Origin of the sequence: Sphaerisporangium dianthi (assembly GCF_042654065.1) — a bacterium.
Taxonomy (GTDB): domain Bacteria; phylum Actinomycetota; class Actinomycetes; order Streptosporangiales; family Streptosporangiaceae; genus Sphaerisporangium; species Sphaerisporangium dianthi.
Window position 1 is genome coordinate 130,144 of record NZ_JBHSFP010000015.1, and the last position, 13,087, is coordinate 143,230.

Genomic DNA, 13,087 nt, shown 5'->3' on the forward strand with positions numbered 1-13,087 from the left:
CCCTCTCCCGCCGGAGGGTGAGGCCCCCGGCGCCCGGAGGTCCCCCCCGGCCCGGGGACCTGCGGTGGCGCGGGCGGCCCGCCGGGCCTAGTCGGCGGCGGACCTGAGTTTCTCCGCCAGGTGGGACGGCAGCGGCTCGTAGCGCAGGAAGGACCGCTGGAAGGCGCCCGTGCCGTGCGACATGGACCGGAGGTCGATCGCGTACCGGGTGATCTCCAGCTCGGGGACCTCCGCCTTGACCAGCGTGCGCCCCGTGCCGACCGCCTCGGTGCCGAGGACGCGGCCGCGGCGCGAGGACAGGTCGGACATCACGGCGCCGACGTGCTCGTCCTCGATCAGCACCGACAGCTCGTCCACCGGTTCGAGCAGCAGCGCGGGCACCTTGGCCGCCGCCTCCTTCAGGGCCAGCTGCCCGGCGATCTGGAAGGCCATGTCGGAGGAGTCCACCGAGTGGGCCTTGCCGTCGAAAAGGGTCACCCTGATGTCCACGACGGGGTAGCCGGCCAGCACGCCGCGCTCCATCTGGGCCCGCACGCCCTTCTCGACCGAGGGGATGAACTGCCTCGGCACCACGCCGCCCACGATCTTGTCGACGAACTCGAAGCCGCCGCCGGAGTCCAGGGGCTCGATCTCGACGTGGCAGATCGCGTACTGCCCGTGCCCGCCGGTCTGCTTGACGTTGCGCCCGGTTCCTTGGGCCTTGCCGCCGAAGGTCTCGCGCAGCGGCACCCGCAGCTCGACCCGCTCGACCTCCACGCCGTGGCGCTTGGCCAGGTGGTCGAGCAGCACGTCGGCGTGGGCCTCGCCCATGCACCACAGGACGAGCTGGCGCGTCTCGGCGTTGTTCTCCAGGCGCAGGGTCGGATCTTCGGCCACCAGGCGCCCGAGGGCCTGCGACAGCTTGTCCTCGTCGGCCTTGGACTTGGCGCGGATGGCGACCGGCAGCAGCGGCTCGGGCATCGTCCAGGAGGTCACCAGCAGCGGATTGTCCTTGTCGGACAGGGTGTCGCCCGTCTCTGCCCTGCTGAGCTTGGCGACGGCGCAGATGTCGCCGGCGACGCACTTGGTGGTGGTGCGCTGGTGCTTGCCCAGCGGCGAGGACAGCGCGCCGATGCGCTCGTCCAGGTCGTGGTCCTCGTGGCCGCGCTCGGCCAGGCCGTGCCCGGAGACGTGGACCACCATGTCGGGGCGGAGGGTGCCGGAGAAGACCCTGACCAGGCTGATGCGCCCGACGTAGGGGTCGCTGGTGGTCTTGACCACCTCGGCGACCAGGGGCCCGTCGGGGTCGCAGGCGAGGGCCGGCGCCGGCGTGCCGGCGATCGTGGTGATCTCGGGCAGGGGGTGCTCCATCGGGGAGGGGAACCCCTGCGTGATCACCTCCAGCAGCTCCCGCATGCCGACGACCGCGCAGGAGCCCTGCACGGCGCACGTGGCGAGCACCGGGTAGAAGCCGCCCCTGGCCACGGCCTTCTCCAGGTCGTCGATCAGCACCTTGGTGTCGATCTCCTCGCCGGCGAGGTAGCGGTCCATGAGGGACTCGTCCTCGCTCTCCTGGATGATCCCTTCGATCAGGGTGCCCCGGTACGCGTCGATCTGTTCCTGGTAGGCCGCTCCGGCCTGGTTCTCGGTGCGGGTGCCGGTCGCGTAGTTGAAGAACTTCTGCGACAGCAGGCCGATCAGCCCGTTCACATGGCCGTTGGTCACCACCGGCAGGTACAGGGGGGCCACGCCGTCGCCGAAGGTGTCCTGGCATGCGGCGACCACTTCGTCGAAGTCGGCCCGCTGGTGGTCGATCTTGGTGATGACGACCGCGCGGGGCATGCCGACCGAGGCGCACTCGTCCCAGAGCATGCGCGTCAGCCCGTCGATGCCCTCGGCCGCCGAGACCACGAACAGGGCCGCGTCCGCCGCGCGCAGGCCGGCCCGCAGGTCGCCCACGAAGTCGGCGTACCCGGGGGTGTCCAGCAGATTGATCTTGATGCCGTTGTACGTCACCGGTGCCAGGGAGAGGTTGACCGAACGCTGCTGGCGCACCTCGACCTCGTCGAAGTCGCTGACCGTCGCGCCGTCCTCGACCCGGCCGGGCCGCTGGATGGTGCCCGTCGCGGCGAGCAGGGCCTCCACGAGCGTTGTCTTCCCGGACCCGGAATGGCCGACCAGCACCACGTTTCGCACGGCATCCGGCCGGTCGGCCGAGGGTGCCCTGCCCGCGGCTCCCGCTGGTCCTCCCGCAGTTCTCTCTGGCATAACGCCTCCCGCGTCTCGCCGTGAGATGCGGCCGCGCGCGGTCGCATCGTCCGCCGCCGCGCCCGCCGCCCGAAAGAGCGCGGTGCATTCACCCTTCACCCGTCCGGCGCGGATCACAAGGGGCTAAAGGCAAAAGTGCTCGCGAGAAGACACCCGGACTTCCCCGCCCGTTCACCGGGCCGGGACGGCGCGAGGGCGGCTGACGGAGACGACGGCATCGGCCGGCGCGTCGTCCGCGTCCGCTCCGGCCCTCCCCGCGCCTCGTCCGCCCTCGCGCGCCGGCCGGATATCGGCGCAGGCGGCGGGCTTGATTCGAGGCTCGCCGCCGGTGTGGCTACGATCGGACGGCGATGTTGAAGCTCCTGCGTCCCGCCGCCACCCGTGTGCTGTCCCCGCTCGGCCGGGCGCTCGCCCGCCGGGGGATCAGCCCGAATGTCATCACCGTCCTCGGCACGCTGGGGGTCGCGGCGGGAGCCCTGGGCTTCTACCCGCGCGGCCAGCTGTTCCTCGGGTCGGTCGTCATCACCTTCTTCGTCCTCGCCGATCTGCTGGACGGCGTCCTGGCCCGCATGCTCGGCACCACCAGCACATTCGGAGCGTTCCTCGACTCGACGCTCGACCGCGTCGGCGACGCCGCCGTCTTCTCCGGGCTGATCTTGTGGTTCATGTCGACCGGCCAGGGCGTCCTGGCCGGGGTCGCGCTGTTCTGCCTGGTCGCCGGGGCGGTGGTGTCCTACGCCAAGGCGCGCGCCGAAGGGCTCGGCCTCACCTGCGAGGTCGGTCTGGCCGAGCGGTCCGAGCGCCTGGTGGTCGTGCTGGTCGCCGCCGGGCTCGGCGGGCTCGGCGTGCCCTACATCCTGGCCGCCGGCCTGTGGCTGCTCGCCGCCGCCAGCGCGTTCACCGCCGGGCAGCGGATCCTGCACGTTTACCGTCAGACGGTGCCAACATGAACTTACGGACTCACCGCACCGGCGATGATGTCCTGATTCTCCGACCGGCGATCCGCCTGGATCTCTGACCGACCTTTGGGGGTGAACCTCGCGTTGACTGATCGGCTCGTCACCTGGGCTTTCCACCTCGGCTGGGTGCTGGTGCCCAAGCTGCCCGAGCCGGTGGCCGCGTGGGCCTTCCGCCTCCTGGCCGACTTCATGTGGTGGCGTCACGGCAAGCTCGTCCGCCGTCTGGAGTCCAACCTGGCCAGGGTGACCGGCAAGGATGTCGCTGATCCGTCGATCCGCGACCTCAGCAGGGCCGGCATGCGGTCCTATTTCCGCTACTGGATGGAGGCGCTGCGCCTGCCGGTGATCGGCAAGGAGCGCATCCTGGCCGGCACGAACGCCATCCACGGTGACCGCATCTTCTCCACGCTGGAAAGCGGCCGGGGCATCGTGCTGGCCCTGCCGCACATGGGCAACTGGGACCTGTCCGGCGCGTGGCTCGTCCACAGCGGGCACACCTTCACCACCGTCATGGAGCGTCTCAAGCCCGAGTCGCTGTACGAGCGGTTCGTGGCGTTCCGCGAGAGCCTCGGCATGGAGGTGCTGCCGCTCACGGCCAAGGGCGGAGGCACCGCGCACGCCTTCGGCACCCTCGCCCAGCGGTTGCGCGCCGGGCGCGCGGTCTGCCTGCCCGCCGAGCGCGACCTCACCGAGAAGGGCATCGAGGTCGACTTCTTCGACGGCAGGACGCGCATGGTCGCCGGACCGGCGCTGCTGGCCGTCCAGACCGGGGCCGCGCTTCACCCGGCGACGATCTGGTTCGAGGGCGACGGCTGGGCGATCCACATCCACGAGGAGATCCCCGTCCCCGCCGAGGGCTCCCGCCAGGAGAAGGTCGCCGTCATGACGCAGAGCATGGCGCGCGTCTTCCAGGAGGGCATAGCCGAGCACCCGCAGGACTGGCACATGCTCCAGCGGCTCTGGCTCGACGACCTGGAGCCCCGGTGAGCGCGTCGTGAGGGTCGGCATGGTGTGCCCCTACACCTGGGACGTCCCGGGCGGGGTCATGGCCCACGTCCGCGACCTGGCCGAGGCGCTCATCGCCGACGGCCACCACGTGTCGGTGCTCGCCCCCGCCTCCGACGACGCGCCGCTGCCCTACTACGTGACCTCGGCGGGCCGGGCCGTCCCCGTGCCGTACAACGGCTCGGTGGCGCGCCTCGCCTTCGGCTTCCTGTCGGCGAACCGCGTGCGCAAGTGGCTGCGCGAGGGACGTTTCGACATCCTGCACGTCCACGAGCCGTCGGTGCCCTCGGTCGGCCTGCTGGCCTGCTGGGCGGCGAGAGGACCGATCGTGGCCACCTTCCACGCCTCCTACCAGCGCTCGCGGGCCGTCGCCGTCACCGCGCCGGTGCTGCACACCGCGCTGGAGAAGATCTCCGGCCGCATCGCCGTGTCCGACGCCGCGCGCAAGACCCTCGTCGAGCACATGGGCGGCGACGCCGTCCTCATCCCGAACGGCGTCACGGTGAGCCGGTACGAGCAGGCCGAGGCCCTGCCGGGCTGGGGCCCCGACGGCGGCGTGATCGGCTTCCTCGGCCGCATGGACGAGCCCCGCAAGGGCCTGCCGGTGCTGCTGGAGGCCTTCGCCCTGCTCGGCCCCGAGCGTCCCGGCCTGCGGCTGCTCGTCGCCGGGCCCGGCGACGCCGACGAGGTGCTGTCCAAGGTTCCCGCGGCGCTGCGCGACCGGGTCGGCATCCTCGGCATGGTCAGCGAGGACGACAAGGCCCGCGCCTACCACTCCGTCGACGTCTTCTGCGCCCCGAACACCCACGGCGAGAGCTTCGGCATTGTGCTCGCCGAGGCCATGGCGGCAGGGGCGACCGTGCTGGCCAGCGACATCCCCGCCTTCCGCAAGGTGCTCGGCGAGGGGCAGGCGGGCGCCCTGTTCACCGTCGGTGACGCCGCCTCCCTCGCCCGTGAGGCGGCCGCCCTGCTCGACGACGCCGACCGGCGCGCCGAGCTCTCCCACGAGGCGAGCGCGGCCGTCCGCCAGTACGACTGGTCGACCGTGGCCCGCGACGTGGTGCGCGTCTACGAGACGGTGACGGCGACCGCGAGCGGCGGCGTCGAAGAGGAACACCGCGGGGCGGTCCTGTGAGCGTCATGACCATCAGCCTGCTCGTCGGCGCGGTCGTCGTGCTGGCCGCCGTGTACATCTCCTGGCGGGCCGGACGGCTCGACCGCATGCACATCCGCCTGGAGACCGCGCGGGCCGCGCTGGACGCCGCGCTGATCAGCCGCGCCGCCGTCTGCCTGGAGCTGGCCGCCTCACATGTCCTCGACCCGGCCACCAGCCTGGTGCTGGCCGCGGCCACCCACGAGGCCCGCGCGGCGGGGCCCGAGGAGCGCGAGCACGCCGAGAGCGACCTGTCGCGCACGATCAGGGCCGTGATGGACCAGGAGCGCTTCAGAGAGCGCCTCGCCGAGACTCCGGAGGGCACCGCCCTGATGGGCGAGCTGGACACCGCGGTCACCAAGGTCATCTACTCGCGCCGCTTCTACAACAACGCCGTCGAGGTGACCCGGCGGGCCCAGCGCCGCTGGCTCGCCCGCACCCTCCGCCTGGCGGGCCACACCGACCCCCCGTCCTACTTCGAGATCGACGACGCCGAGCCCGCCTCCTTCGCCCTGCAGGCCTGAGGCTCACGGGCGGCAGACGGCAGACGGCAGACGGCGGGCAGCGGGCGGTAGGCAGTAGGTGGCGGGCGGCGGGCGCGGGTCGCGATGAGCCGCGCCGTTCGGTCACCGGCGGCGGGCCCGCTTCCGGCGGCGGGAACGCCGCTCAGGGCAGGAGGCGGGCGCGAGGGCGGGCGTGCCGCAGCAGAGGCGGGCAGGTCAGGCGGGTGCCGGATCGCGTGGGAAGCGCGAAGGCCACGGCCTTGGCGGGCTCGCCGCCCGCGAAGGCCGTCGTGACGTACGCGCGGCAGTGGCCCTGAGACAGCTCCCGGGTGAGCATCAGCCCTCGGCCGCCCTCGGCGAACAGGTCCGGCGCGGTCTGGCCGTGCGACCGCTCCAGGACGGCCGGGATCCAGCGCAGATCAGCGTCGCCGTCCACCACCTCGCACCAGGTCGGCACGCCGCCGAGCTCATAGACGCGCAGCTCGTAAGGAGCCCGGCCGTGCCGCTCGGCGTTGGCCACCAGCTCGGACACGATCGTCTCCGCGTCCATGACCTCCTCGCGCCCAAGACCCTCGCCCTGGAGCACCTCGCGGACGAGGGCACGGGCACGGCGGCACGCCGAACCAGGGCGCAGGACGGCTACGACAACGCTCACCAGCGCGAAAGGGGACTCCTCACCCGCTCCGCCGGTCGCGGCCGGGCGCACGTCCCCCTCGGAGTCCCGGCGGCGCGCGTCGTCCTCGCGAACGCGCTCGCGCCCGGGCGCTTCGCCCGCGGAGGCGACGGCCGAGGTCGGCCGGCCGGAGCGAGGACCTCCGTCCCCGCCGGCCATGAGGCCCTCAGAGGAGCGCCCGCCGGCGCCCGGGTCCCTCTGGGCGGGGATCTTCGGGCGTCCTTGGGGGACGCCGGGTGCGTCCGCTGACCAGTGGGGGATCGGCCGCATCTGGGCTGCTCCTTCTCGGCTCTCGGCGACGGTGCTCCAGCAGGAGACCTGACCGAACGCCCGCAGGACAGGTCCCCTCTCAGGCGTCGCCGTTCGCCGCGCCGTCCAAGCGTTCCGGAGTCCTATCCGTCGCCCGCCGCGCGCGTCTGCGCGCCGAGTGGTCGTTTCCCGGTCGTTTGGGACGGAGCGGCAGGTTTCCGTGCCGTCCCTATTGACAATGAGTCGCTGTCTGATTACGCGTTGTCGTGGAGGTGGCCGTGGGCGGAACGAAGCGTGGGGCGGGAAGGCCGGAGCTGGCGCGGGCGCGCAGGCGGTTGGGCATGAGCCAGGAGGAGATCGCCGAGGCGCTGTGGGTGTCGCCGACCACCTGGAGCCGGTGGGAGCGCGGCAGGCAGGCGATCCGGCCGGTGTACCGGGCGCGGATGGCCGAGGTGTTCGGAGCCGACCCGGCCGAGGTCGAGCGGTGGATCGAAGGCGGTGCCCCGGTCGATACGGAAGCCTGGCTCCGCCCGGACTTCAGCGACCTGTCGCTCGCGGCTACGGTCGAGGCCGCCGGACGCCTGTGGAGGTGCGACGTGGACCCCGATCGCCGTCATGTGCTCGCCGCGCTGCCCTTCGTGCCCGCCGCCCTCGGAAGCTGGCTGTCGGCCTGGAGCTACGGCGCTCCGGTCGCCTCGGCCGCCCACGAGGGCTCGGGACCGTCCGTGGGCCTGTCGGACGTCCAGCGGATCGACGAGGCGCGGCAGGCGTTCGGCGAGATGGACCACCGATTCGGCGCCGGACTGGTCCGCCCCGCCGTGGTCGACTACCTGAACACCGTCGTCGCGCCCCTGCTCAAAGGCCGCTACACCGACAAGGTCGGCTCCGCCCTGATGTCGGCCGCCGCCGGGCTCACGGGGATGGCGGGGTGGACCGCGTTCGACCTGCACCGTCATGGGCAGGCCCAGCAGTACTTCGGACAGGCGCTCAAACTGGCGAAACTGGGCAGCGACCCGATGATTGGCTCCCTGATCCTGGAGGGCATGACCCATCAGGCCTTGTACCTGCGACATTCGGCGCAGGCCGTCTGGTTGACCGGTGCGGCCGTGGAAGCCGCCCGGCGCGTGGACGCGCCACCATGGGTGACGGCGATGCTGCTGGTCGAGGAGGCTTGGGCGACGGCCCTGCGGACCCGGCCGGGCGAGAGCCGGGACGGGCATGGCGCACGGACCGTCCAGTTGCAACTCGCTGAGGCCGAGCGTGTCCACGCACGAGGCCGGACCGATCGCGACCCGGCCTGGGCCGCCTGGAACGACGAGCCGGAACTGATCGCCCGTGCGGGCATGTGCTGGGAACTGCTGGGGGAGCACGAGCGGGCCGCCGATTGCGCTGAAGCGGCGGTACGCGAGTTCACGGAGGCGCGGCCACGCTCAGCGCAGCTGAATCGGGTGAACGCGGCCGACGCCTACTTGAGCATGGGGGAGGTGGAGCGGGCCGTGGAACTGGCGCGGGAGGCGATTCCGGCGGCCCGGACGCTGACCTCGGCGCGGGCCGTCGAGCGCGTCAGGCAGTTCTCCGGCCGCCTCGGCCCCTACGCCGGCACCGTCCACGTCAAGGAGTTCCGCGCCCACCTGTCCGCCGAACTCGCCTCCTGATGGGAGTCGCCGGGTCGCCGAGCGGACGGTCACCCGGAGGCAGTCCCGAAGCGCGGAAGGGAAGGGCGGCGATCCAGGGCGTCCTGCCCCGGCGGACCCCCTCGTCGCCCGGCGATCATCGAGGTGGGCCGAGCAGGTCCCAGCGGTTCCCGGCTATGTCGAGGAACACGGCGACCTGCCCGTAGGGCTCCGTCCGCGGTGTGGTCACGAACTCGACGCCGGCCGCCGCCATTCGCTCGTAGGCGGCGCCGAAGTCGTCCACGCGCAGGAAGAACCCCACCCGCCCGGCGACCTGGCTCCCGACGACCCTGGCCTGCCGCTCTCCGTCCGCCTGGGCGATCAGGATGCCCGTCTCCGCGCCCGGCGGCCTGACGACGACCCATCGTTTCCGACGGCCATCGTTGGTCAGCGATGGCGAGTCCTCGACCAGTTCGAAGCCGAGAATCCCGCTGAAGAACTCGATGGCGCGGTCGTAGTCGTCCACGACGACCGTCACAAGATCAATTCGCACGCCCGGAGTATAGGGGTCTGTCCGGCGTGGCGTTCAGCCCCGACGATGCCCTGCCGGCCTCCGCGAGCTGGGACCGGATGGCGAACGTGCAACCCACCGGAAATGATGGGGTCGCTCGCGCCATGTACGGGTTGTCCGCGTCTGATACCGACAGAGGAGACGGCCATGGGGACGGCGTGTGGATGACGATGAGGTGGCCCGGTTCGAGGGCGTCTACAGGGAGACCTACGACCAGATCACGGCCTACGCGGCGCGCCGGTGCGACTCGCCGCAGGACGCGGCGGACGTCGTGGCGGAGACCTTCGCGATCGCCTGGCGCAAGCTCGCCGAACTCCCACCGGGACGCGAGGCCAGGCTCTGGCTCTACGGCGTGGCGCGCCGGGTGCTGGCCGACCACCGCCGCAAGACGGACCGGCGGCGCGTGCGCAACGTGGAGCTCGACGCCGAGATGGCCGATCTCTACAGTGACCCGCCTGACGGCGGGGTTGGGGTGAGCGCGGTGGCCGAGGTGTTCCGCGGTCTGTCCGACGACGATCGCGAGCTGCTGTCGCTGGTCGCCTGGGAAGGGCTGGGCCGCGACGAGATCGCCACGATGCTCGGACTGTCGCGCAACGCGGTGCGCATCAGACTGCACCGTGCCCGCAGGCGCTTTTCCGCCGCGCTCGACGCGGCCGAGATCCGGACGAGTACGCACGGCCGCATGATGCCGGCGGCGGGGAGGTCGTCGTGAGCGACGTCGACGAGGTCAGCGCGCTGCTGAGGCCGCTCGCGCGGGTGGCGCCCGGGCGGCGGGGGGACGGCGCGTCGGGCGCGGGGGCGCGGACGCTGCTGGCCTCCGTCACCGCCCAGAGACCGGACGCCGCCCTCGCCCGGCCGTCGGTCGGGCGCCGCCGACACGGGGTCTTCGGCCCGCGCCGTGTGGCGATGGGCATGGCCGCCGCCGCCGTGCTGGCCACGGGTGTCGTCGTGGGCCCGAGCCTGCTGCGCGACGGAGGCGGCGTGGCGCTCGGCTACGCCAACTCGGCGGTGGAGATCGTCCGCGAAGGCGACCAGTACGTCGCCCGGATCAAGGACCCGTTCGCCGAGCACGCCCTGTACACCGAGGCGTTCAAGGCGGTCGGGCTGCGCGTGGGGCTGCGCCCGGTGCCGGTGTCGCCCGGAGGAGTGGGGAAGATCTTGGGCATGGTGGTCACGGCCGGGGGGGCTCCCGAGCCGCGAGTGGCGCCGGATCCTTCCGGCCCCAGGATCGACGGTGTTCTGCTCACGATGGAGACCTCCCCCCAAGGCTGCGACCCCGGTCGGGACGACGGCTGCGTCATGGTGATGCGGGTGCCGGCCCGGTTCAGGGGTGTGGTGGACGTCAGGCTCGGACGCCAGGCCAGACCGGGGGAGGAGTACGCCGACTTCGACCGGGCCATGGCGCCGGGCGGGATGTTCGACGGGGTCCACCTGCGCGAGGGTCGCCCCGTGGCCGAGGTGCGCGCCGAGGCGCGCAGGCGTGACCTGGCGGTGGTGTTCAGCCTCATCCGGGTCGATCCGAAGAGCGGCGGCCTGTCCTTCGAGCCGCTGCCCGCCGGCCGGGTCGGGCGCGGCTGGACCGTGTGGAACGCCTGGCAGGTGAAGGCCGGGGTGATCCGGCTGCTCGTCACGCCCGGGCGACTGGCCGGAAATCCCTTCCACAACGGCAGCGCGCCGCCGCCCTCGCCCGGATGACGTCCGCGGCCCGGCCCCGGCCCCGGCCCCGGCCCCGGTCCTGGGGCGGGGGCTGTGGGCCTGGCGGAACGCGGGCTTCGATGGCGGTCGGCCGTCCGGCGGCGTGGCGATTCCCGCCCCGCGTGCCGTCCCGGGGACGCTGTGAGGTGCCGGCGGGCGCGGGACGGTGACACCGGGCGCGGGGCGGTGACGGCTGGTGCCGGTGGGAGAGGTGGGGATGAGTCGCCCGATCTTGCGTATCCGCATTGCATCCCATAGGTAAGCTTCGTGGCGTTTCCAGGCGAAATCGGGAGGAGCCACAGCTGTGCCAGTAAAACGGGTGGTAGGCATCGCGCTGGCGGGAACCGCCGTCCTAGCGCCCGCCGTGGCATGCTCGTCCTCCGGCGGCGGCGCGGCGCCCGCGTCGCAGGGCGTCCAGCCCGCGGCGTCGGCGCCGGCGACGCCGGCCCCGCCGCCTGAGCACCCCTTCACCGGGCAGCCGGTGGCGGGCCGCAGGCCGGTGCTCGCCGTGAAGATCGAGAACACCTCGTCGGGCAAGCCCCAGCTCGGCCTGCGCAGCGCCGACCTGGTGTTCGTCGAGCAGGTCGAGGGCGGCCTGACCCGCCTCATGGCGGTCTTCTCCTCCAAGATCCCCGCCAAGGTCGGGCCGGTCCGCAGCGCCCGCATCTCCGACCTGCACCTGCTGCCGATGTTCGGCAAGCCCGCTCTGGCCTATTCGGGCGTGCAGAGCAAGATGGTCCCGCTCGTCCAGCGGGCGTCGCTGTTCGACGTGTCCGACAGCGCCGCGCCGGGCGCGTACTTCCGCCAGCCGGGCCGCGTCGCCCCCTACAACCTGTTCGCGGACACGAGGAAACTCCTGGCGAAGGCGCCCAAGGCCACCAAGGCGCGCGACATCGGCCTCACCTTCGGCGACGCGCCGGAGGGCGGGACCCCCAAGAAGTCGTTCACCGTGAAGTACCCGGCCGCGACCTTCACCTTCGCCTGGTCGGCCGCGCAGAAGCGCTGGCTCGTGACGCAGGACGGCAGCAAGGACATGGCGGCCGAGGGCGGCCAGCTCGGCGCGCCCACCATCGTCGTCCAGTACGCCAAGACCACCCGCTCGGAGTTCCACGACTTCACCGGCAGCTACACGCCGCTGATCCACACCACCGGCACAGGCAAGGCGGTCGTGCTGCGCGACGGCAAGGCCTACAAGGCGGAATGGGCGCGCGCCTCGGAGAAGGAGGGCACGGTCTTCACCACCGAGGGCGGCGAGCCGATGAACTTCAGCCGCGGCCAGGTGTGGGTCGTCCTGGCCGCCCCCAAGCCCGTACAGCCCTGATCGCGGGGCGCGCGTCCGCCGCCACCCGTACAACTTGTCCAAAGTCCTCGTCGAGTTGTGACGATCCGGCCGTCAAGGGCGGGGCTGATCAGCGCCTAACATGGGAGGGGAACCCGTCGTCACGCTCGTGAGGTAAGACCGTGTCCAGCAGCACCCCCGAAGTCACCGAGACCACCGCCGTCACCGGCACCGCCCGCGTGAAGCGCGGCATGGCCGAGATGCTCAAGGGCGGTGTGATCATGGACGTCGTCACCCCGCAGCAAGCCAAGATCGCCGAGGACGCCGGCGCCGTCGCCGTCATGGCCCTTGAGCGCGTGCCCGCCGACATCCGGGCCGAGGGCGGCGTCTCGCGCATGAGCGACCCCGACATGATCGACGGCATCATCGCGGCCGTCTCGATCCCCGTCATGGCCAAGGCCCGCATCGGCCACCTCGTCGAGGCCCAGGTGCTCCAGGCCATCGGCGTCGACTACGTCGACGAGTCCGAGGTGCTCACCCCCGCCGACGAGGCCAACCACATCGACAAGTGGGCCTTCACCGTGCCCTTCGTCTGCGGGGCGACCAACCTCGGCGAGGCCCTGCGCCGCATCGCCGAGGGCGCCGCCATGATCCGCTCCAAGGGCGAGGCCGGCACCGGCAACGTCGTGGAGGCCACCCGCCACATGCGGCAGATCCGCGGCGACATCAAGCGCCTGGCCGCCCTCGACGAGGCCGAGCTCTACGCCGCCGCCAAGGAGCTGCGCGCGCCGTACGAGCTGGTCGCCGAGATCGCCAAGACCGGCAGGCTTCCCGTGGTGCTGTTCACCGCCGGCGGCATCGCCACCCCGGCGGACGCCGCGATGATGATGCAGCTCGGCGCCGAGGGCGTGTTCGTCGGCTCGGGCATCTTCAAGTCCGGCGACCCGGCCAAGCGCGCGGCGGCGATCGTCAAGGCCACCACCTTCTACGACGACCCCGATGTGATCGCCAAGGTCTCCCGCGGGCTGGGCGAGGCCATGGTCGGCATCAACCTCGCCACGGTTCCCGAGGCCGAGCGCCTGGCCACCCGGGGCTGGTAATCTTCCACGCCTTCCCGGCGTTCTGACGCGGCCGCTGGGA

12 protein-coding genes are annotated in these 13,087 nt (G+C 72.4%); 9 read left to right on the forward strand and 3 right to left on the reverse strand.

Annotation, left to right across the window (positions count from 1 at the left end):
- Window positions 1-87: 87 nt before the first annotated feature.
- On the reverse strand, window positions 88-2,247 hold the full coding sequence (locus ACFO60_RS21885) for an elongation factor G-like protein EF-G2 (protein WP_380842895.1): 2,160 nt from the start codon (window positions 2,245-2,247) through the stop codon (window positions 88-90).
- A gap of 350 nt (window positions 2,248-2,597) precedes the next feature.
- Between ACFO60_RS21885 and pgsA the strand changes: the two genes are divergently transcribed.
- The 4 genes from pgsA to ACFO60_RS21905 all read left to right on the forward strand — a co-directional run bounded on the left by pgsA (window position 2,598) and on the right by ACFO60_RS21905 (window position 5,888).
- Complete coding sequence (pgsA, locus tag ACFO60_RS21890; RefSeq protein ID WP_380842897.1) at window positions 2,598-3,197, forward strand: phosphatidylinositol phosphate synthase; 600 nt, start codon at window positions 2,598-2,600, stop codon at window positions 3,195-3,197.
- A 93-nt stretch (window positions 3,198-3,290) separates the two neighbouring features.
- On the forward strand, window positions 3,291-4,193 hold the full coding sequence (locus ACFO60_RS21895) for a phosphatidylinositol mannoside acyltransferase (RefSeq protein WP_380842899.1): 903 nt from the start codon (window positions 3,291-3,293) through the stop codon (window positions 4,191-4,193).
- Window positions 4,194-4,200: 7 nt separating this feature from the next.
- Complete coding sequence (locus ACFO60_RS21900; protein WP_380842901.1) at window positions 4,201-5,346, forward strand: glycosyltransferase family 4 protein; 1,146 nt, start codon at window positions 4,201-4,203, stop codon at window positions 5,344-5,346.
- Between the two features lie 5 nt (window positions 5,347-5,351).
- Window positions 5,352-5,888, forward strand: a complete 537-nt coding sequence (locus ACFO60_RS21905; RefSeq protein WP_380842903.1) for a hypothetical protein — start codon at window positions 5,352-5,354, stop codon at window positions 5,886-5,888.
- Between the two features lie 142 nt (window positions 5,889-6,030).
- Here ACFO60_RS21905 and ACFO60_RS21910 read toward each other — a convergent pair whose 3' ends face one another.
- A complete protein-coding gene (locus ACFO60_RS21910; RefSeq protein ID WP_380842905.1) occupies window positions 6,031-6,810 on the reverse strand; it encodes an ATP-binding protein in 780 nt (259 codons plus the stop codon).
- A gap of 257 nt (window positions 6,811-7,067) precedes the next feature.
- Between ACFO60_RS21910 and ACFO60_RS21915 the strand changes: the two genes are divergently transcribed.
- The gene (locus ACFO60_RS21915; protein WP_380842907.1) at window positions 7,068-8,444 is read left to right on the forward strand and encodes a helix-turn-helix domain-containing protein; all 1,377 of its coding nucleotides are present in this window, start codon (window positions 7,068-7,070) and stop codon (window positions 8,442-8,444) included.
- A gap of 115 nt (window positions 8,445-8,559) precedes the next feature.
- Here ACFO60_RS21915 and ACFO60_RS21920 read toward each other — a convergent pair whose 3' ends face one another.
- Window positions 8,560-8,955: a VOC family protein gene (locus tag ACFO60_RS21920; RefSeq protein WP_380842909.1), complete on the reverse strand. Its 396-nt coding sequence runs from the start codon at window positions 8,953-8,955 to the stop codon at window positions 8,560-8,562.
- Window positions 8,956-9,133: 178 nt separating this feature from the next.
- Between ACFO60_RS21920 and ACFO60_RS21925 the strand changes: the two genes are divergently transcribed.
- The 4 genes from ACFO60_RS21925 (at window position 9,134) to pdxS (ending at window position 13,047) form a co-directional block, all read left to right on the forward strand.
- On the forward strand, window positions 9,134-9,685 hold the full coding sequence (locus ACFO60_RS21925; protein WP_380842911.1) for an RNA polymerase sigma factor: 552 nt from the start codon (window positions 9,134-9,136) through the stop codon (window positions 9,683-9,685).
- Complete coding sequence (locus ACFO60_RS21930; protein WP_380842913.1) at window positions 9,682-10,668, forward strand: hypothetical protein; 987 nt, start codon at window positions 9,682-9,684, stop codon at window positions 10,666-10,668. The genes ACFO60_RS21925 and ACFO60_RS21930 overlap by 4 nt, the downstream gene beginning before the upstream one ends.
- A gap of 304 nt (window positions 10,669-10,972) precedes the next feature.
- Window positions 10,973-11,989, forward strand: a complete 1,017-nt coding sequence (locus tag ACFO60_RS21935) for a DUF3048 domain-containing protein (RefSeq protein WP_380842915.1) — start codon at window positions 10,973-10,975, stop codon at window positions 11,987-11,989.
- Window positions 11,990-12,129: 140 nt separating this feature from the next.
- Complete coding sequence (pdxS, locus tag ACFO60_RS21940) at window positions 12,130-13,047, forward strand: pyridoxal 5'-phosphate synthase lyase subunit PdxS (protein ID WP_380842917.1); 918 nt, start codon at window positions 12,130-12,132, stop codon at window positions 13,045-13,047.
- The last annotated feature ends 40 nt before the right edge of the window (window positions 13,048-13,087 follow it).